The sequence below is a fragment of the Bacillus sp. FSL K6-0923 genome, from assembly GCF_038630825.1.
Taxonomy (GTDB): Bacteria; Bacillota; Bacilli; order Bacillales; family Bacillaceae; genus Bacillus; species Bacillus pumilus.
This window is the reverse complement of sequence record NZ_CP152044.1, coordinates 2,913,555-2,932,484: the sequence shown is the minus strand read 5'-3', so window position 1 is coordinate 2,932,484 and position 18,930 is coordinate 2,913,555. Positions and strand designations below refer to the sequence as shown.

Genomic DNA, 18,930 nt, shown 5'->3' with positions numbered 1-18,930 from the left:
CACATAGCTAGATGATATATAGTAAAGGCATAATAGAAAGTACATCACGTATCATGAGGTGAGAGAAACATGACACATCGAATATTAGTCGTAGAAGATGATCAGGATATTGGAGACCTTTTACAGGAATCCCTTACACGTGCTGGATATGAGGTGCAAAGAGCGATGAATGGCGAGCAAGCATTGAAGTTTGTGGACGATTCGCTCGATTTGGTGATTTTGGATGTGATGATGCCAGGCATATCAGGCATTGAAACGTGCCAGCAGATGAGAGCCTCTTCTAATGTCCCGATTCTGTTTCTAACAGCCAAATCAGGTACATTCGATAAAACCGAAGGCTTACTTGCCGGCGGGGATGATTATATGACAAAACCTTTTTCACAAGAGGAGCTTCATGCTAGAGTGATTGCACAATTACGCAGGTACACCGTCTATCAGGAAAAGAAGGAACAGGAAGAAACTTTTCTTGTTGGGGGCAAGCTGAGGGTGAGCGAAGAATTTAATGAAGTGTGGAAAGAAAATCAACAAATCAAGCTGTCTGATTTAGAATATCGTGTGCTCAAGCTGCTCATGAGCAGGCGAAACAAAATCTTTTCAGCCCAAAATATTTATGAGAGCGTGTGGGGACAGCCTTATTTCTATTGTTCCAACAATACGGTGATGGTGCATATTCGAAAGCTGCGTGCCAAAATTGAAGATGATCCGGCACGTCCTTTATATATCAAAACCGAATGGGGAAGAGGATACCGATTTGGCACATCGTAAATATACACTAGCCAAAAAGCTGGCACTGCTGATTTTGACAGCTACGGTTGTGAGTGGACTTGTCTTTTTGACGCTGCAAAAAATCACCAATGACCTCATTGACGGATATTTGAGTTCAGACGAGTATTACGAGGCGGAGTCAGCTAGATATATTCAAAAATTCAGCCGCTATGTGTCTGAGAATGAGCTGTCTTCTACAAATCGACAAGCGTTTGGTGAGTGGGTGAAAAAAGAGAATTACATTAATTTGACCATCTTCAAGGATGAAGTGCTGCAATATGACTCCATCTATTCGGCTGCTGATGAATCGGCTTACGGAAAAGAAAAGGTGACCCAGTATGCTGAGCATCATTCGTATCCGGTTCAGTTTAGTGACGGTGAAGGTCGGGTCATGGTGGATGGTTTCTATTCATCTCGTTACCACGATCTTGCCTTTACACTTGAGCTGCTCGGAGCGACGCTTATTTTCCTCCTCATTGTTCTGCTTGGCATTCGCAAAAGTTTACGCTACCTGCAAACGATTCACCAAGACATTCATATTCTTGAAGGCGGCGAGCTGGATTACGAGATGACGGTGAAAGGGCATGATGAATTAGCGATGATTGCTAAAAGTATTGAGGATCTTCGTAAAGCTTTTCTGGACAAGCTTCAAGCCATCGATGAGCTGCAAGAAGAGAGCCGCAGCTTAGTTACTGAAATGTCGCACGATATGAGAACACCGCTGACATCGCTAATGATGAATTTAGAGTTTGCGAAAAAAGAGGCGGCTGGGGCGGATACACGTAAAGATCAATATATAGCAAGTGCTTATGACAAAGCACTGCAATTGAAAAATCTTTCCGATAATCTGTTTGCCTATTTTCTGCTTGATAAAGAACATGAACCTGAGCTTGAGACCGTTGCAGTCAAAGAGGTCATTTACGATCTCCTATCAGATCAGGTGGCGATCTTGCAGCAAGAGACATTCAAGGTTCATCTTTTAGGAGAGCTGCCAGACAGCTATATCAACGTGAATGTCGAGGAGCTGGGCAGAGTGTTTGATAATCTGATGTCGAACATACTGAAATACGCCGATCCGAAAAAAGACATCAATCTCACGTTTCTATCCGATCAAGAAATCTTTGAGATCCATGTCAGCAATGCGATAAAAGAGACAAATGACACGCAGGAAAGCACTGGGCTTGGTGAACGAAGCATTAAACGAATGATGTCCCGCATGCACGGGCAGTTTGAAAAGATGGAAAAGAACGGCGTTTACTACACCGTGCTGCGATTCTGGCACATCAAAATATAGATGACAAATGAATAATATGGAATGGAGAGACAATCTCATGAAACGATTCAACAATTTCCAAAAGGTACCCGATCTCTTGCAAGGTCTGCTGAATATCTGTCTATTCTTTCTAGCCCTTGCTTTAAGCGTTCTCTTAATTAGTGAAACATGGTATATTGTCCAATTTGTCTACAAGAATGTGGTCAACAAAGGAGAAAGCTATTATGAAATGCTTGGTGAGCTGCTGATCTTCTTTATGTACTTTGAGTTCATTGCCTTAATTATTAAGTACTTTAAATCAAACTTTCATTTTCCGCTTCGCTATTTTATTTATATTGGCATCACAGCCGTTATCCGTTTGATTATCATCGATCATAAAGAGGCTGTATCGACCTTCTGGTGGGCGCTGACTATTTTAGCTATGACTGTTGCACTTTTTATCGCTAGTAAACGACATGCGGTTCAGGAGAATGAAGAAGTGAAGTGAGGGAAGAAGACGAACGATGACCGTTCGTCTTTTTTCATGTCTGGACATTGACGAAATGAACATTCAGTCGTCATCTGTCTATTAATGAACGGTTAGGATCAGATTGACAATTGATTGTCATGCGTCTAAAAAGTAGAATATGAGTAACAATAAATAAACAGTTGTTCATTAATGAATATCTGTTTGTGATGATGAGTGATCATCAGGATAAAAAGGTTTTTTCAAAAGTGGTTTACCTGATGTGCGTATTCTTATGGTATGCTTTAGAAGCCTTTTCTTTCCAGAGACATCGAACATCATGATTCTATGAACAGGGGGCGATCATATGCGAAGTATTCAAAGCTTTTTAGTAGAACAGCTGCTTGTTTTGACGAAAAAGAAACTCAATGTAAATGATTATCTAGAAGAACGAAGAAGGGCAAATGAATTACCTTATGAATTGCCTGAAAAAATTAAGAATAAGTACAAAATCACTAAAAATCACTCGTTTCTAGTCGATACGTATATGTTGAAATCAAATGTCCAGCCGGATGACCATCAAGTGTTGTTTATACACGGTGGCGGCTATATTGAACAGCCTTTGACTTGGCATTGGCGTTTTTTAGACCGATTGACGAAGCAATTAAATAGTACGGTGTATGTGCCGGTTTATCCAAAAGCACCAAACCATCAGTATATGGATGCGATCGAGAGTGTCCTTCCTGTGTACCAAGCTCTTTTAGAGAAAGGAATACCTGAAAATATCGTCATCATGGGTGATTCTGCTGGCGGAGGTTTATCGTTAGCTTTTGCTCAATACTTGGCAAAAAAGAGCTTGCCGCAGCCTGGGAATATCATTCTTTTATCACCATGGCTAGATGTTACATTAAGCAACCCAGATATCGCTGCGATGGTTCCAAAAGAACCAATGCTCAATCTAGCCTTATTAATTGAAGCAGGAAAAAGATATGCGGGTGACATGGATGAAACACACCACTTAGTCAGTCCAATTTATGGAGAGATCAAAGCATTGGGACGAATTTCTGTTTTTATAGGCACTCACGAATTCTTCCTCCCAGATGCCCGTAAATTCAAAGAGATAGCAGAGAAGCAGGGGGTTCCAATAAACTATATAGAATATCCTAAAATGAATCATGTGTTTCCTGTTTTCCCTATACCAGAAGCAAAAAAAGCGTTAAACCAAATTGTCGAGATTATTGAAAGTAATACCTTCCCTTTGAAAGAATGCAATGACTAAGATATAGGAATGAGGATGACTAGCGCAGCTGGCCATTCTCGTTTCTGTTTGAAGGAGCGAATCATTGACAGACACCAAGAACGAACCATTCTCATTTGCAAGTATGCAGCAGGTAGCCCCTGTTCATATTCCAGAAAGACAATTCATGCCATCACACGACGGCACAAGCCTTGCGTATTATTCATTTTTAGCAGAAAAGCAGAACGAGGCAAATGTCATCTTGATCCATGGCGGAGGCGCTCACAGCCTAGCTGGTTACGAGCATATCGCCTATACGCTGAAACATGATTTTCATGTGAATACGTTTTTAATTGATTTAAGAGGTCACGGCCATTCGGAAGGAAAAAAGGGTGATACACCTAGTGTCACAGATGTGTGGCAAGATATTTCGCAGTTTGTGGATACGGTCAAACAGCAGCATAAAGGAGCTGTTTATCTTTGCGGGCATTCTTCTGGAGCGGGATTACTGCTAAATTACCTATCTTGGCCGAAAAAAAGAGAAGTAGACGGTTACTTTTTTATTGCACCTGAATTTGGCTATCAATCAGACACTGCAAGACCTGATCAAATTCCTTTTGCGACCGTTCAAGTATGGAAATTCGTTTTGTCTGCTATGACAAAAGGGATGCTGATGGGTCATTCTGAAGCCGTGCGTTTTCATTATCCAGCATGGGTAGTTGAGCAGGATCCGCTTCTATTAACAGCCATCACCGTCAATCTATCACTTGCTTTAACCCCTTCTGCACCTAAAAAACAATTTGCTAGGATTGATCGGCCCTATGCGATGATAGTAGGCAGCGAGGATGAGCTATATGATATAGAAAAATTTTCTGCCTATCATGAACTGCCAAATGAAGAGATCAAGCAACAATCAGTCTATGAAGTGCTGGATGGACATACCCATTTGTCGGTGTTACTAGAAGCGGGAGAACAAATCGGTAAGACTATCCAAATGTGGAATCGTTCTATTTAGTATGAACAACTAGTCAACACTCTCCCTTTTTCTTAAAAATTTACATTGACACCATCCTTTTCTATGATAAAATCATAGTGTGATAATGAGAATCGTTATCAAACGATATGACTACATATAGAATGGATAGGTGAGGTACATGTTCAAAAAATCTTTTTGGTCGCTATTAGTTGTGCTCTCCATCGTTTTACTTGCAGCTTGCGGCAGCAATAGCAGTGAAGGCAAGTCAAATAGTAAAGAAAAAGCAAGAACCGTTGAAAGCGCTATCGGTTCAACTGAAATTAAAGGATCGCCTAAACGTGTGGTGACGCTGTACCAAGGAGCAACCGATGCAGCAGTCGCAATGGGCATTAAACCAGTGGGTGTTGTAGAATCTTGGCTTGAAGCACCTACGTATAAATATTTAAGAGATGACTTAAAGGATGTCAAAATTGTTGGGCAGGAAATACAGCCAAACCTAGAGGAAATTGAAAAGCTTAACCCAGATTTGATCATTGCATCAAAAGTCCGCCACGAGCAAATTTTTGATCAGCTGAAAGAAATCGCTCCAACTGTTGCAACTGAAACAGTGTTCACATTTAAAGATACAGTGAAATTAATGGGTGAAGCGTTAAATCAGCAAGACAAATCAAAAGAATTGCTGACGAAGTGGGATGACCGCGTCGCTGACTTCAAAGAAAAAGCGAAAAAAGACATCAAAAACTGGCCAATGAGTGTGTCTGTAGTGAACTTCCGTGCAGATCATGCTAGAATCTATCAAACTGGTTTCGCAGGGTCCATTTTAACAGAGCTAGGCTTTGAAGGACCTAAGAATGTCAAAGATAAAAAGCAAGACATCATTACACTTACAGACAAAGAGAGCATTCCGCAAATGGATGCAGATGTGATCTATTACTTCATGGATGATCAGGATAAAGCGGTTGAAAAAGCATATAAAGAGTGGACGAGTCATCCTTTATGGAAGCAGCTTGACGCAGTGAAAGCGAAACAAGTGCATAAAGTCGATGAAATCACTTGGAACATGGGCGGCGGTATTATTGCTGCAAACATGATGCTTGATGATATTTATGATCGTCTCGGCATTGATAAATAAGGATAACAGAGGAGAAAATGTGAAAAACCATTTTCTCCTTTTTCCATAACAGATTGAAAGCGGGAATCAGATGAGAAGTTTATTAAAAAAGGATTCGAGCAAGGCGCTGCTGTTTGTTGGATTCGTCGTATTGATGTTGGTCTTTTTTATGCTCAGCATTTCTCTAGGGCAAACCTCCATTTCCCTCAAAGCCACCATCCATGCGTTTCTTCAATTTGATGAATCGGATCCAAACAGTGTCATTGTCATGACATCCAGATTATCAAGAGCTTTAATTGCAACTGTTGTTGGATCAAGTCTAGCCATTTCAGGTGCACTGATGCAGGCATTAACGAGAAACCCGCTTGCAGCACCAGATTTGTTAGGAATTAATGCAGGTGGACTATTTTTTATCGTCATTTCGATTGTTTTCTTTTCAACAGAGTCATTAACAGGCTATATGTGGACAGCCTTTCTAGGTGCGGCAATTGCAGGGATGCTTGTTTTTCTTTTGGGTTCCATTGGAAGAGATGGATTGACACCGGTCAAAATTGTCCTTGCGGGAGCGGCAATATCTGCACTGTTTGCGTCCTTTACACAAGGACTTTTAATCGTGAATGAACAGTCGATTCAAAGCATCCTGTTCTGGATGGCGGGTTCAGTGTCTGGAAGAAACATTGATATGCTGCTGCCTGTTTTGCCTTATATTTTAGGTGCGACAGTTGTGGCGCTGCTTCTTGGACGTTCCATCAACGTCCTTTTGTCAGGAGATGATATTGCGAAGGGACTTGGCCAGCGTACGCTGATGCTGAAAATCACGATGGGGGTTCTCGTCGTCTTTTTAGCGGGTGGTTCCGTCGCTGTTGCTGGTTCAATTGGCTTTGTTGGTTTTCTAGTGCCGCATATTGTGAAAAAGCTTGTCGGACCTGACCACCGCTGGGTACTGCCTTATTGTGCCGTAGTGGGGGCGTCTCTATTACTTGTCGCAGACCTTGCGGCTCGTTTTCTGATCATGCCGCAGGAAGTACCGATTGGTGTCATGACGGCGGTAGCAGGAGCGCCTCTGTTTGTTTATCTCGTGCGCAAGGGGTTGAAGACAGGTGGCTAAAACATATACAGTGCGTTCAAAGGGCGGACGCATTTCATTTCAATTTTCAAAGCGGACGTTTTTAATTTTACTTTTATTGACGGCCATTGCTTTTGGGTTATTTATTCTCAGTCTCTGTATGGGCAGCCGATTTATTTCGCCTGTGGATGTGCTTCTTCATTTAATCGGTCAGGGAGAGGGAAATACCTTTGTGCTTAATACACTGAGGATCCCAAGAACATTGCTGGCTGTCTTAGTGGGAGCCGCACTTGCGGTATCAGGGCTTATTTTGCAAGGGTTAATCCGCAATCCACTTGCATCACCTGACATCATTGGGATTACGAGTGGTGCTTCGTTCGGTGCGATTATGTTTATTGTTTTTTGGATGGGCACTGTGCCTATTGCGTATCAATCCTTGTGGGCGATTGCCGGGGCGTTTGCCGTCTCGTGTCTGATTTATTTGCTTTCATGGAAAAAAGGAGTCAAGCCGATCACACTTGTTCTAATGGGCATCGGGATTTCTGCCATCATGAAGGCGTGTGTGACGTTTACTCTTGTTCTTAGTGATACGATGACGACGACAAAATCATATATTTGGCTGACAGGCAGTTTATATGGTTCTACGATGAAGGACGTCACGGCGATGTTTCCTTGGATCATGGTCATTTTACCGATTGTCATGGTGTTAGCAAGAACGATGAATGTGAAGGAGCTTGGAGATGATCTTGCAACAGGTCTCGGGGTAAAAGTGCAGGCAAAAAGGTTATTCTTTCTACTGATGAGTGTGACATTGGCGGGGATTGCGGTTGCCTTTGCAGGCGGTATTGAATTTGTTGGACTGATGGCGCCGCATGTCGCACGGATGATCATCGGTCGTTCCTTCATTGCGCTTGTCCCGGCATCTGCACTTGTTGGCAGTATTCTCGTGATGCTCGCAGATTTAGTCGCTAGAACGGCTTTTCTACCGTTAGATGTACCAGCAGGTGTATTCACAGCTGCAATTGGGGCACCGTTCTTTATTTATTTGTTATACCAGCAGAGAAATCGATAAACGAAAGATGGAGGTTTTGATATGAGGCCAGAGTGGGTTGAGAGAGAATTACTTGATTTCGGCGTACACATCACAAATGGACCAATGACATCTGATCGCACACTTGCCGCGCTTTTTTCAGAAGCATCTGTCCTGCGTTTATTAGAGGCTGAAAAAGAAGCGATGCATGCACCGAATTTAGCTGTAGCGTCGTCGATGTTTTCAAAGCGTTATGCCTACTTAGCGGTCAGTTCCTCTTTGTACATGATGACGCTGTATGACGGTGTCTATCAGTTTCCACCAGAGGCATGTGTCTTTAGAGAGGATCGGAAAATCGAGATTGATGAGTCATTGTGTTCGTTTGTTTCATTAGAAGGAGATCGGAATGAATGGAGAGAGCAGGTTGTGCATGCGCTGTTTACGGAGTGTGTTACACCTCTTTTAGATGTATTAAAGCGCACGTCAAGACTTCCATATTCTATTTTATGGGAGAATGTAGCAGTTCGTATCAATTCTCTTTATCGAAGCATGATGCGGGAGGCTGAAGACCCTGCTGTGAAGCAGCGCGTACGGGAGGACTATCTGTATCTGAAGCAAGCAGCGGGGAATGTATTCGGAGCAAAACAAAATCCATTTCATCACAGCTTAAACTTAGATGACAGTTTACTAGAAACATCCAATCGAAAGACTTGCTGTATGTATTATAAGCTCGAGAAAAAATCGGAGAGTCTCGATTATTGTCTTGTCTGTCCGATAAAATAAAAAAACACCTTACACTGAAGGTGTTTTTTTATTAGTTTAAATTTTTCTTAAATATTAATATGTAAAATAACACATGGAATTTTTGTGATATTATTGCATTATATAATAATTTATGGAAGGGACTAATATGAAAAAAATTATAATATTTATAATCTTCATTATTACGATAATCATTGGATTGTTCTTTATTCAACCAATTAAAAACCAGCTTTCTTTTCTTACAGTAAAAAATACAAATCTTACTGAATTAAAGGTAGGACAGTTGAAGCTGGGATTAATAAAGAAAAACTATAGTGAAAATGAGTGGATTAAAACTTCTAATTCTAATTATTTTAAAGTTAATACTAGAAGTGAAATCGTGGCAATCTCCTTAGAGAATAATAAAATTAGTATAAATAATACAATAAATATTAATTCAACTAAAAAAGAAATCAATGATTATTTCGGTGAAAATACTTATATTAGAGAGGATGATCAGGGATATAAAATTATAGGTTATAAAGATTCAAAGCATAATATCAAATTGGAATTTTTCTACTTGGATAACAATTTAGAGAGAATAATTATTAGTGAATTGGGGGAATAAAAATGAACCAAATGATCAGAATCTTTATAAGTAGCGTCGTGTTTTTTATGTTGTTTTTTTCAAATTTTATTGAATTAAAAGCCCAAACTGTAGGAGGATCTGAATTAGAGACAATAACGGTATTAAAATTCTATGTTGATCCATCAGACATTGATGATGAAATAATTAGATTATATGAAAGTAATGATTGGGAATATCATGGAGAGTACTTCAAAAAAGAAGTAAAACATGACAATGATAAAATTAAGATAGATGGAAAAAAGGCCGAAACAAATGATACAGGTAATTATGACGTTCAAAGTAACAAAAAACTTAAAGTTTTGACCGAAGCTGCTGAAGTAACAGGGCAAAATCCTGTATCTGTAAATATTAAAGCAGGAGAAACAAAAACAATCAAAACAGAAATTGATGTAAATACTATGTTAGATAATATGAGCATGGTTCAAGAAGAATCTCAAACAAATAAGAATGGTGTAACATCTATTGGACAAAAAAATGGAGAGAAACCCAAGAAAGGTGATGCAGTATCATGTAATAGATTTAATGGATATGGTGGGAACGGAAGATACTATGCAGATCGTAAGTCAAAACAGGCTATTAAAAACTTTGCTAATAGTGATTGTGATCAAGCTTTAGCCTTCTATACATTAGCATGTTTAAGAGATTATTTGCCTAGTACTAAACTCAGATATTGTGGATTAATGAATAAAACTACACAAGGTCATTGTTCAACAGATGTGGGACACTCAAAAAAATATCATAAACACACTAACAAATGGAAATGATGAATTAAGGAGATACTTATGAAGAAAATTTCAATAATTCTATCTCTGATTCTAATGGTGATTCTCGTTATAATAAGTCTTAAATATTTTGGGGAAACTTACAAACGAGTTGCTGAAATAGATGGGGAAGTTATAGTGAAAAAAGATATAAATAAAGTGCTGGATGAAAAATATTTTGATAGAGCAGTTAACGATGTTGTTGAAAAAAAAATTAGAAATGAAGAGATTAAAACTATTAAAACACCTTCAAAAAAAACCCTTGAAAAAACATTCATTTTTTATCAAATGATAAATAAAGGTGCGAAGAATCTAGAAGAGCATTTAGAAGAAACTAAAGAGTATTATTACAATACTGTACTTATTAAAAAATACAATCAAAAAAAGGAAAAAAAATATTTAGTTTTGACTGCTAAAGGTAGTCACAATGAGTTATCAAATTTATTGCACACTTCTGAAGCCGATGAGTTTATAGATGTTGCAAAAAAGAGTAATATAAAAATCAAATCAGAGACATTAGATGTACAAGATAATGAATATCAGATTGATTTTTCAAATTACAAGAAAAATGCTTTAGTTCATATTATGAATAAAGATAAAATGATTTTAATAATAATTAAAGATATTCATAATAATAAAGCTAATCTTTCTAATCAAGATATAGCAGATACTTATTATAGACAATTAACTCTTTTAAATAACAAATTACGTGATAAGTATAATGTTAAGAATTTTTAAACTGCTATTAATCTTAATAATTCTTAATGGTTGTGCTGAAAATAATATGGCGGATGATAATCAAGTAGAAAAACCCTCAGACTTATTAGGGCTTGATCATAACTATTGCACAGGAAAAAATGTGAGAATAGCAATTATTGATGATAATTTACCGATGAAATCTAGGGGAAGTGTATTAAATTATTATGATATATCGAAAATAAATGATGATACTGCTTCTCATGGATACGTAATGTTAAAGGTGTTAAAAAAAATAGCTCCTAATGTAAAAATCGACTTCTACTCCGTAGGTAATAATGAATCTGAGATAGAAAAAAAGTTTTTTATAAAGGCCTTAGAGAAAGTTATTAAGTCTGACGTGAAAGTTTTGAATTTGAGTTTAAACTTTGATTATTCAATAAATTCAGCAAAAAAATTAATTAAAATGGCAAATGAAAATGGAATTATAATTATTAATTCCTCTGGTAACAATGGTTTAAAAAAGAAGAAGTTTCCTAGTGGTCTTTCTGAAGTGATAAGTGTTTCCGCAGTTGATAATGATGGTTTTTTTGATGAAAACTCTAATTATGGAGAGCAAATTATGTTTTCCCTTCCAAATAGAACAAAATGGTCGGGCAATCTTGAAGGTACCTCAATCTCTGCAATTCAATTAACTGGGATAGTAGCCAGATTAATTGAGCAATATGAAATTAATGAAAAAAACGAAATAGTAAATATGTTGATTCAGTTGACTGGTAATAAAATTAAAAGCCAATTATATGGTTATGGGATACCTAGATTAAATAAATCCTCAAGGGATTGTTAATTGAAAAAGAGATGTTTTTGACTGTAAATAGTCAATTTATTTTAAAAGGCACTGCTACGAACAAGCAGTGCCTTTCTTTTTTATTCCCAAATCGCACTTGCCCATTCTGGGTGATCGATAAAGGGATTGCGGTTGTTCTGGTATGTTTGATAAATGATCTCGTTGCGGTTTCGTTCGATTTGATCGACAGGATCTTGTTTGTGCCACTTGAGGAGTACGGACATTTTGCCATGGAGAGGGGCGCTGCCATTATTCACTTTTTCGTTTAATTCTAAATCTGGAAAGCGGTCATCCCCTTCGTATCGCACTGCCATATAAAAGAGCATTCTTGCCACATCCCCTTTCACCCGGCTATGAGGTTCGAATGAGTCGCTATCGTAGAAATTGCCCGGTGCTCCCTTGTATTCATTTCCGCCCATATCAAAATCTAAATTTCCACGTGTGCTATTCGTTTGTACGTCTGTTGCCCGCAGGTGATGGAGATCTGTACCTGGGCCCTGGCTTGTCCCAAAATTGCCGTGTGACTTAGCCCACACATGCTCCCGGTTCCACTGACCAACATTTCCGCCATTCGCTTGCTTTGAGCGAGAGACACCGCTATAGAGCAAGAGCACATTGCTTGGATTCTTTGGATCTTCATCTGTTTTCTTTAAGGCATCCCAAACCTGGCTGTAGGATAGCTGCTTATGATCATCAATAATGTCGTGTAAAGCTTTCTTTAGAGCGGGTCCTGATTTGCCATTAGCAGTTTGATAATAGGAATCGATTTGACTTGTAGCTGTTGTTTTCGTTTGTTGTGCAGATGTTTCGTTTTGAAGCTGTAACGGGGAAAATGTGATGGTTTGGCTCGGTTCATTCAGAGTAAAGCTTTGAGCATTCGCAGCTTGCGGCAGCGGGGCGGCTAACGTACCGAATATCATGATTCCGGCAGCCACAATTCCAAATAAGGTTCTCTTCATTCGATTTCCTCCTTGATAGGGAATGTATTCTCTTTATTTCTATCATAATGTCAGAAAGAAATAAATGGATTTATCGTAAATTTTATGTAATAAATTCGCAGGAAAAGAGATTGCTATTTTATCAGCATTACGGTATAAGTGGGCATATAGGATGACAGCAAGGGAAAGGATGGATAACGTGAAAGAACTACAAATACCTTCAAGAACGATTATGACACCAGGACCTGTTGAAGTAGATCCCAGGGTACTCCGTGTGATGAGTACGCCAATTCTCGGTCAATTTGATCCAGCATTTACACATATCATGAATGAGACGATGACCTTATTGCGTTCCCTTTTTCAAACAGAAAATGAATGGGCTTTTCCAATTGATGGCACGTCTCGTTCAGGGCTTGAAGCTGTGCTTGCCAGTGTCATTGAGCCGGGAGATTCGATGCTTGTGCCTGTCTTTGGCCGGTTCGGTCATCTTCTCATTGAAATAGGACAGCGCTATGGGGCTGATGTACATACAATGGAATGTGAATGGGGAACGGTTTTTGACCCTAGTGATATCATTCAGAAAATGAAGCAGGTTAAGCCTAAAATCGTTGCGATGGTCCATGGTGAAACATCCACCGGTCGATTGCAGCCGCTTGAGCAAATCGGTGAAGCGTGCCGAGCACTGGATGCGTTGTTCATTGTAGACGCTGTAGCAACCATTGGCGGGGTCCAGGTGAAAGTGGACGAATGGAAGATTGATGCGGCGATTGGCGGTACGCAGAAGTGCTTGTCAGTTCCATCAGGTATGTCCCCTATCACGTATAATGAACGGGTGGCAGCTGTCGTTGAGTCGAGAAAGAAAGTGGAAAAGGGTATTGCGACACAGGATGAATTGCAGGAGCAAATGGATATTTCGCCAATTAAAAGCAATTACTTTGATCTCAGCCAGCTCCAGGATTATTGGAGCCCTAGGCGATTAAATCATCATACAGAAGCGACAACGATGCTCTATGCACTTCGTGAAGGGGTTCGTGTTGTGCTGGAAGAAGGTCTGTCTGAGCGTTTTCAAAGGCACGCATATCACGAGAAAGCCTTGATGAAAGGTCTTGAAGCGATGGGACTTCAATTGTTCGGTGATCCACATTGTAAAATGCCAGTTGTGACATGTATTGAGATTCCAAGTGGTATGGATGGAGAAGCGGTACGTGCCGATCTGCTTAAGCATTTTGGTATTGAAATTGCCAGCTCCTTTGGACCGCTAGCCGGACGTATATGGAGAATTGGTACAATGGGCTATAGCTGCCGAAAAGAAAATGTGCTCTTTGTGTTAGCAGGGCTAGAAGCAATTCTAATCAAGCATGGTGCATCTATCCATTGCGGTGCAGGGCTTCAGGCGGCTCTTTCTATCTATGAACAAGGTGAATAAAGTCATAAGAATACTCGCTATTTGCGGGTATTTTTTATTTGGAAAAGAAAACTAAATTTTGAAAAACTAGACTTATAGACAGTGATATCGCTATACTGAAGAAGTTCTGATCATTTTTGTCATCATTTTCATTTATTTAGCAGAAAGAGGTTTTTTGATATGAAAAAAATGGGCAGATTATACATTTTGATGCTCAATATTTTTATTGCCATGCTTGGCTTTGGCCTCATTGTCCCTGTCATGCCAAGTTACATTGAGGCCTTTGGCGCAACAGGAAAAACACTCGGTTTTCTTGTCGCTGCAACAGGTCTCACACAGTTTGCTTTATCGCCGGTCGCAGGCGCACTGACCGATCGATTTGGACGTAGAAAATTGATCATTGCCGGGATCGCCGGCTTTACGATTGCCCAGTTTATTTTTGCATTTGCTGATCAGCTTTGGATGCTGTTTGTGTCTCGGTTTTTAGGTGGTGCTGCCGGAGCTTTACTCATGCCAGCCATGTTTGCATACATCGCTGATATCACAAGTGAGAAGGATCGAGGGAAAGGAATGGGGCTATTTAGTGCAGCAATGACGTTAGGCTTTGTCATTGGACCAGGCGTAGGCGGCTATTTGGTCGAGTACGGAATCGCTTTTCCTTTTCTCATCGCAGGTTCCTTTGCAGCTCTTTCTACCCTATTGTCCATCCTGTTTTTACCTGAAACATTAACAAAGGAAAAGCAGGAAGAAGCGCGGTTAAACAAAGACATTCATTTCAACCCATTTGTACAAATGATGCAAGCTTTAAAGACATCCTACGGTTTTTTGTTTATATTGGCGTTTGTCCTCAATTTTGGCATCATTCACTTTGAATCGATTTTCGGCTTATATGTAGATCAAAAACATGGATTTACACCGAAGGATATTGCGTTTGTGATTACAGTTGCGGGTCTTGCAGGCGTGCTTGTCCAAGGTGCGTTGGTGAATGCCTCTGTGAAACGATTTGGTGAAATGCGCGTCGTGCGTTATGCCCTGCTGGGAGCGGCTTTGATGCTCATCGTCTGCCGTGTTGCGCCGTCATTTTGGCTGATCTTTGCAGGCTCTATTTTATTTTTGTCGGCTACATCATTTGTTCGTCCAGCCCTCAATACATTGCTGTCCAAAATGGCAGGTAATCAGCAAGGAGTAGCGGGAGGCCTCAATACATCCTTTATGAGCCTTGCCAATATTGTTGGACCGAGCCTTGCGGGCATTTTATTTGATGTGAATATTGAGTTCCCTTTTATGCTCGGAACACTGGTGCTTTGCATAAGCTTCATTGCATCCATCGTGTGGGGGAAAAAAGTGCAGCAGCGTTCTGCAATTTCTTAAAATTCAATTATAAAAAACCGATCAGCACAAATGGATCGGTTTTTTTATGGTCATCACCTTTTATATGTCACGACAGGTGATTTTTCTTTATGAAGCGCACGAATCATGGCATCACCTACATGCAAATGCTCTTTCACTAATTGAGGAGGGGTTAAGGCCATCCACTGATTCAACGAAATATCTGCAAAGCGGTCACTTTTAAACATTTCTAAAAACCAAAGGCTCGTTTGACCGATATTTTGGATGTAATGTCCCATACCAAAAGGAACATATCCGACATCACCTGCTCTGTAATTAAAGGTGCGGGCAGTGCCACCGGCTCCAAAGACCGTCATTTTGGCTGTACCTGTTAAATAGTATTGCCACTCATCATTATTAGGATGCCAGTGCATTTCTCTCATGCCGCCAGGCTTTACTTCAACAAGCGCAGCTGCAATGGTTTTTGAAACAGGGAAATTCCGTGAATCGACAATGCGGACAGTTCCTCCAGAGGTCGTCAGCGGTTTTTGGCGAAGCAGCTGGTACGTAAATGGTGGCTCGATGCTTCCGTATGGATCAGATACCGTTTGGCTTTCTAATGATGCTGGTGGAGAGCCTTGAAACATGTAGCGCTGCTTATTCGGAATATCATCAAACAGCTTCTCAGGAACGCCAAAATTTTCGGAGAGAATGTTTTTCGGTGTATGGGCAAACCAGTCTGTGATGGTGAACGTATCAAATTCAGAAAAAGCGCCATCATCAAAGACTAAAAGAAATTCACACCCGTCCTCAAGTCCTTGAATGGAGTGCGGAATACCTGGCGGGAAATACCATAAATCTCCTTCTGCTACATCAGCGATCATATTTCGCCCTTCTGCATCTACAGAGGTGATACGGGCTTTTCCTAAAATCATATACGCCCATTCAGCCTGCTTATGCCAATGGAGTTCTCGCACTCCGCCTCGAGTCAGCCGCATGTTGACACCCGCAATCGTTGTGGAAACAGGCAGCTCTCGCTTCGTAATTTCTCTTGACCAGCCGCCAGGATTCAAATGCATATGTGTATCGGAATATGAAAATTTCAAGTTTGGAATGGTTCCGGCATCGGTTTTAGGTGGAACAAGCATATCGGGGTTCTCGATGTCTCGAAGGACGTCCCGCGGGCCTAGATCGGTGGCACCAGCACCATCCTCTCGAATTGGCTGCGGGATGTGACCCAGCTCACCATCCATTGATCATCCCTCCTCTTGTATCACTTTTCTCCTCCAAACTATATGAAGCTTCGGAAGAAAACATTCAATCAGGATGGGGTGAAAGAAGCATCTGAATACGTAATGCTAAGCGCAGCCTTAATGTGGCTTCAGGGTCTTTTAAGCTGATTCGAAGCAGCTCTTCACACTTTTCCAATCGATAAATGACCGTGTTGCGATGAATTGACAAACGTTTTGCTGTTTCTGAAATGTGGCAATGTGTTTCTAAATAGACAGATATGGTGTGGAGGAGGTTTTGACCAGCTTCATATAACGGATGAAGGTGCATTTGGTGAAACGTGATTAAATCCTTTCTTGGAATAAGCTTCAATAAATCTGGCACATCCTTTGCTTGATAGAAGTGTATATATTCCGGCTGTGCCGAGAGATGTCCGGCTTGAAGTGCGTCTAATGCCTCACTGTAGCCCTCAAACAGATGGGTGATGCGACAACTAGTCAAGCTCACACCGAAGGAAATGGTGTGATTCACTTGTATGCTAACGAGCATCTGCAGCTGTTTTAAAAAAGAGAGGAGTCTGTCACTCATCTCTGACCAACTGCCCGTCTCTTCCATTACTACAATGCCCAAATCACCTTTGACAAATAAAAAGGAAGGGAAAGGAGAGCTTGGCAGTGCGCTGTCGAGCAGATCAACGACTTGATCTAATATAGTTGCTGCTTCAAAAAATGAGTGGTCTCATGACACTGATCAAGCTGATAGATCATGCATAGATAGCTGCTATCTACATTTAATCCAAACGCCTTCGCAACGTATGCAGCGTCTTGCTGAGAAGACGATAAACCCTCTATCCATCTGCGAAACGCTTCATTTCTGGCACGCTTGGCTGTTTGCTGGGCAGTATATTGTCTCATTCGCGCAATCGAGATTTCGTGTACGGCTTGTTCAATGATGACTTGCAGTGTTTCATTCAGCGGAAGAATGAAGGAAGGGATGACCACATACTCACATGTTTGTTCGGCTAGATCAATCGGAAAGACAGAAAAGGTTTGCTTCGTATCGATTATCGAAAAATAATGGGGTGCCCTGCTTTGGAAAAAGGGAAGAATGCGAATCCAATCTGGGCGCGTGATGGGCGAGTTGCCGAGAAGACGCCCATGCTGGTTACACAAATAGACAGGTTTGTGAATCTTTTCGGCGATTTTTTGCAATGTTTCAAATTGGTTATCGTCTATGTTCATATCCACTAAGTCTCCTTTATTGAGAACTAAAGTTCTTGGTGAAGATGAATAAATAAATGGACAATCACTGTTCATTTCTCTGATATATAGTATGTTATCAGCTCACATCATTTTAGATAGAATATTGTCAACTAACATGACAAACAAACAGAAATCATGATAAAATCACGCACCATCAGTCATCTTCATTCAGAATTACCGGCAAATATGATATGTTGTAGACAGAAGAATTTCTTTCAGAAAGATGGGTATGACAAGAGAAAAAGGCTTTCATGTGAGGAAGCCGTCTATACATGAAGTGGCAAGAGGTGAGAAACATGATTTATATCGGATTAACTGGCTGGGGAGACCATGACAGTCTTTATCCGCCGAAAATCGGCAGCGCGCAAAAGCTGTTTCACTATTCGTCTACGTTCCCCATTGTGGAGCTGGATGCCAGCTTTTATGCAGTTCAGCCTGAACGTAATCATGAAAAGTGGATCAAGGATACGCCAGACACCTTTCAATTTGTCGTAAAAGCATATCAAGGAATGACCGGTCATCAGAGGGGCGAAATTCCGTTTGCTTCAAAGGAAGAGATGTTTGACGCATTTATTCTTTCATTGACTCCGCTCATTCGTGCAGGGAAATTAGCCATGGTTCTATTTCAATTTCCACCATGGTTTGATTGCAAAAAAGAGCACGTCCTTTATTTAAGATGGTGTAAAGAGAAGATGGGCGACATTCCATGTGCCCTCGAATTCCGTAACCGCACATGGTTCTCAGATGAATTTTATGAGCAGACCTTGTCCTTTATGGAAAAAGAAGGCTGGATTCATTCTGTTTGTGATGAGCCGCAAGTGGGAGAAGGCTCCATTCCGCCAGTCATACAAGCTACGCACCGTGATAAAACATTGGTTCGTTTTCACGGGAGAAATAAACAGGGCTGGCTTCACCCAGCGGATCATGAAAATTGGCGTGAAGTGCGATACTTATATTTATATAATGAAGCTGAATTAAAAGAGTGGAAAAAGAATCTCGACATTCTGCATCAGCAATCAAAAGATGTCTATGTCGTATTTAATAATAACTCCGGCGGAGATGCAGCGGCGAATGGCCAGCAGATGATTGATTTGCTGGATATTACGTATTCAAGCCTTTCTCCGAAGCAGTTAGATTTATTTAGTTAAATGAGAGCTGCGGCTTTCAAC

Annotated in this window: 20 protein-coding genes; 16 read left to right on the top strand and 4 right to left on the bottom strand. The window is 40.5% G+C overall.

Annotation, left to right across the window (positions count from 1 at the left end; translation table 11 throughout):
* Nucleotides 1–69 precede the first annotated feature (69 nt).
* The 13 genes from MHI16_RS15145 to MHI16_RS15085 all read left to right on the top strand — a co-directional run bounded on the left by MHI16_RS15145 (nt 70) and on the right by MHI16_RS15085 (nt 11,597).
* A complete protein-coding gene (locus MHI16_RS15145; protein ID WP_058013737.1) occupies nt 70–765 on the top strand; it encodes a response regulator transcription factor in 696 nt (231 codons plus the stop codon).
* Nucleotides 752–2,059, top strand: coding sequence for a HAMP domain-containing sensor histidine kinase (locus MHI16_RS15140; RefSeq protein ID WP_058013738.1), 1,308 nt, complete (start codon nt 752–754; stop codon nt 2,057–2,059). The genes MHI16_RS15145 and MHI16_RS15140 overlap by 14 nt, the downstream gene beginning before the upstream one ends.
* A 37-nt stretch (nt 2,060–2,096) precedes the next feature.
* Nucleotides 2,097–2,525: a phosphate-starvation-inducible protein PsiE gene (gene psiE, locus MHI16_RS15135; protein WP_058013739.1), complete on the top strand. Its 429-nt coding sequence runs from the start codon at nt 2,097–2,099 to the stop codon at nt 2,523–2,525.
* 325 nt (nt 2,526–2,850) lie between these two features.
* Nucleotides 2,851–3,762: an alpha/beta hydrolase gene (locus MHI16_RS15130; protein WP_061409531.1), complete on the top strand. Its 912-nt coding sequence runs from the start codon at nt 2,851–2,853 to the stop codon at nt 3,760–3,762.
* A 64-nt stretch (nt 3,763–3,826) separates the two neighbouring features.
* The gene (locus MHI16_RS15125; protein WP_235567009.1) at nt 3,827–4,735 is read left to right on the top strand and encodes an alpha/beta fold hydrolase; all 909 of its coding nucleotides are present in this window, start codon (nt 3,827–3,829) and stop codon (nt 4,733–4,735) included.
* A 139-nt stretch (nt 4,736–4,874) separates the two neighbouring features.
* Nucleotides 4,875–5,828, top strand: coding sequence for an iron-siderophore ABC transporter substrate-binding protein (locus MHI16_RS15120; RefSeq protein ID WP_058013741.1), 954 nt, complete (start codon nt 4,875–4,877; stop codon nt 5,826–5,828).
* A gap of 70 nt (nt 5,829–5,898) precedes the next feature.
* The gene (locus tag MHI16_RS15115) at nt 5,899–6,915 is read left to right on the top strand and encodes an iron ABC transporter permease (protein WP_061409529.1); all 1,017 of its coding nucleotides are present in this window, start codon (nt 5,899–5,901) and stop codon (nt 6,913–6,915) included.
* Nucleotides 6,908–7,945 (top strand): iron ABC transporter permease, encoded by a 1,038-nt coding sequence (locus MHI16_RS15110; RefSeq protein WP_058013743.1) that lies wholly within the window; start codon nt 6,908–6,910, stop codon nt 7,943–7,945. Before MHI16_RS15115 ends, MHI16_RS15110 begins: the two co-directional genes overlap by 8 nt.
* A 21-nt stretch (nt 7,946–7,966) precedes the next feature.
* Nucleotides 7,967–8,686, top strand: coding sequence for an IucA/IucC family C-terminal-domain containing protein (locus MHI16_RS15105; RefSeq protein WP_058013744.1), 720 nt, complete (start codon nt 7,967–7,969; stop codon nt 8,684–8,686).
* 127 nt (nt 8,687–8,813) lie between these two features.
* The gene (locus MHI16_RS15100) at nt 8,814–9,272 is read left to right on the top strand and encodes a hypothetical protein (RefSeq protein ID WP_058013745.1); all 459 of its coding nucleotides are present in this window, start codon (nt 8,814–8,816) and stop codon (nt 9,270–9,272) included.
* Between the two features lie 2 nt (nt 9,273–9,274).
* The gene (locus tag MHI16_RS15095; RefSeq protein ID WP_058013746.1) at nt 9,275–10,057 is read left to right on the top strand and encodes a hypothetical protein; all 783 of its coding nucleotides are present in this window, start codon (nt 9,275–9,277) and stop codon (nt 10,055–10,057) included.
* 18 nt (nt 10,058–10,075) lie between these two features.
* Nucleotides 10,076–10,792, top strand: coding sequence for a hypothetical protein (locus MHI16_RS15090; protein WP_058013747.1), 717 nt, complete (start codon nt 10,076–10,078; stop codon nt 10,790–10,792).
* Nucleotides 10,776–11,597 carry a S8/S53 family peptidase gene (locus tag MHI16_RS15085; protein WP_058013748.1) on the top strand — a complete coding sequence of 274 codons (822 nt, stop codon included), beginning with the start codon at nt 10,776–10,778 and terminating at the stop codon, nt 11,595–11,597. Before MHI16_RS15090 ends, MHI16_RS15085 begins: the two co-directional genes overlap by 17 nt.
* Before the next feature lie 80 nt (nt 11,598–11,677).
* On the opposite strand, the gene MHI16_RS15080 is transcribed toward MHI16_RS15085, so the two are convergent.
* Nucleotides 11,678–12,556, bottom strand: coding sequence for an endonuclease (locus MHI16_RS15080; protein ID WP_058013749.1), 879 nt, complete (start codon nt 12,554–12,556; stop codon nt 11,678–11,680).
* Nucleotides 12,557–12,725: 169 nt separating this feature from the next.
* On the opposite strand from MHI16_RS15080, the gene MHI16_RS15075 reads away from it, so the two are divergent.
* Both MHI16_RS15075 and MHI16_RS15070 read left to right on the top strand, forming a co-directional pair.
* Nucleotides 12,726–13,961 (top strand): alanine--glyoxylate aminotransferase family protein, encoded by a 1,236-nt coding sequence (locus tag MHI16_RS15075; RefSeq protein ID WP_058013905.1) that lies wholly within the window; start codon nt 12,726–12,728, stop codon nt 13,959–13,961.
* 159 nt (nt 13,962–14,120) lie between these two features.
* The gene (locus MHI16_RS15070; protein WP_061409525.1) at nt 14,121–15,311 is read left to right on the top strand and encodes an MFS transporter; all 1,191 of its coding nucleotides are present in this window, start codon (nt 14,121–14,123) and stop codon (nt 15,309–15,311) included.
* Nucleotides 15,312–15,364: 53 nt separating this feature from the next.
* Here MHI16_RS15070 and MHI16_RS15065 read toward each other — a convergent pair whose 3' ends face one another.
* The 3 genes from MHI16_RS15065 to MHI16_RS15055 all read right to left on the bottom strand — a co-directional run bounded on the left by MHI16_RS15065 (nt 15,365) and on the right by MHI16_RS15055 (nt 17,740).
* Nucleotides 15,365–16,522 (bottom strand): oxalate decarboxylase family bicupin, encoded by a 1,158-nt coding sequence (locus MHI16_RS15065; protein ID WP_058013751.1) that lies wholly within the window; start codon nt 16,520–16,522, stop codon nt 15,365–15,367.
* A 64-nt stretch (nt 16,523–16,586) separates the two neighbouring features.
* Nucleotides 16,587–17,129: a helix-turn-helix domain-containing protein gene (locus MHI16_RS15060; RefSeq protein ID WP_326848464.1), complete on the bottom strand. Its 543-nt coding sequence runs from the start codon at nt 17,127–17,129 to the stop codon at nt 16,587–16,589.
* Between the two features lie 74 nt (nt 17,130–17,203).
* Complete coding sequence (locus MHI16_RS15055; RefSeq protein WP_326848463.1) at nt 17,204–17,740, bottom strand: hypothetical protein; 537 nt, start codon at nt 17,738–17,740, stop codon at nt 17,204–17,206.
* Nucleotides 17,741–18,057: 317 nt separating this feature from the next.
* On the opposite strand from MHI16_RS15055, the gene MHI16_RS15050 reads away from it, so the two are divergent.
* A complete protein-coding gene (locus MHI16_RS15050; RefSeq protein ID WP_061410264.1) occupies nt 18,058–18,909 on the top strand; it encodes a DUF72 domain-containing protein in 852 nt (283 codons plus the stop codon).
* Nucleotides 18,910–18,930: the final 21 nt, after the last annotated feature.

Coding starts and splice junctions, on each gene's coding strand:
- MHI16_RS15145 (WP_058013737.1), top strand. CDS start 70: ATGACACATCGAATATTAGTCGTAGAAGATGATCAGGATATTGGAGAC.
- psiE (WP_058013739.1), top strand. CDS start 2,097: ATGAAACGATTCAACAATTTCCAAAAGGTACCCGATCTCTTGCAAGGT.
- MHI16_RS15130 (WP_061409531.1), top strand. CDS start 2,851: ATGCGAAGTATTCAAAGCTTTTTAGTAGAACAGCTGCTTGTTTTGACG.
- MHI16_RS15120 (WP_058013741.1), top strand. CDS start 4,875: ATGTTCAAAAAATCTTTTTGGTCGCTATTAGTTGTGCTCTCCATCGTT.
- MHI16_RS15115 (WP_061409529.1), top strand. CDS start 5,899: ATGAGAAGTTTATTAAAAAAGGATTCGAGCAAGGCGCTGCTGTTTGTT.
- MHI16_RS15105 (WP_058013744.1), top strand. CDS start 7,967: ATGAGGCCAGAGTGGGTTGAGAGAGAATTACTTGATTTCGGCGTACAC.
- MHI16_RS15100 (WP_058013745.1), top strand. CDS start 8,814: ATGAAAAAAATTATAATATTTATAATCTTCATTATTACGATAATCATT.
- MHI16_RS15095 (WP_058013746.1), top strand. CDS start 9,275: ATGAACCAAATGATCAGAATCTTTATAAGTAGCGTCGTGTTTTTTATG.
- MHI16_RS15090 (WP_058013747.1), top strand. CDS start 10,076: ATGAAGAAAATTTCAATAATTCTATCTCTGATTCTAATGGTGATTCTC.
- MHI16_RS15085 (WP_058013748.1), top strand. CDS start 10,776: ATGTTAAGAATTTTTAAACTGCTATTAATCTTAATAATTCTTAATGGT.
- MHI16_RS15080 (WP_058013749.1), bottom strand. CDS start 12,556: ATGAAGAGAACCTTATTTGGAATTGTGGCTGCCGGAATCATGATATTC.
- MHI16_RS15075 (WP_058013905.1), top strand. CDS start 12,726: ATGGATAACGTGAAAGAACTACAAATACCTTCAAGAACGATTATGACA.
- MHI16_RS15070 (WP_061409525.1), top strand. CDS start 14,121: ATGAAAAAAATGGGCAGATTATACATTTTGATGCTCAATATTTTTATT.
- MHI16_RS15065 (WP_058013751.1), bottom strand. CDS start 16,522: ATGGATGGTGAGCTGGGTCACATCCCGCAGCCAATTCGAGAGGATGGT.
- MHI16_RS15055 (WP_326848463.1), bottom strand. CDS start 17,740: ATGAACATAGACGATAACCAATTTGAAACATTGCAAAAAATCGCCGAA.
- MHI16_RS15050 (WP_061410264.1), top strand. CDS start 18,058: ATGATTTATATCGGATTAACTGGCTGGGGAGACCATGACAGTCTTTAT.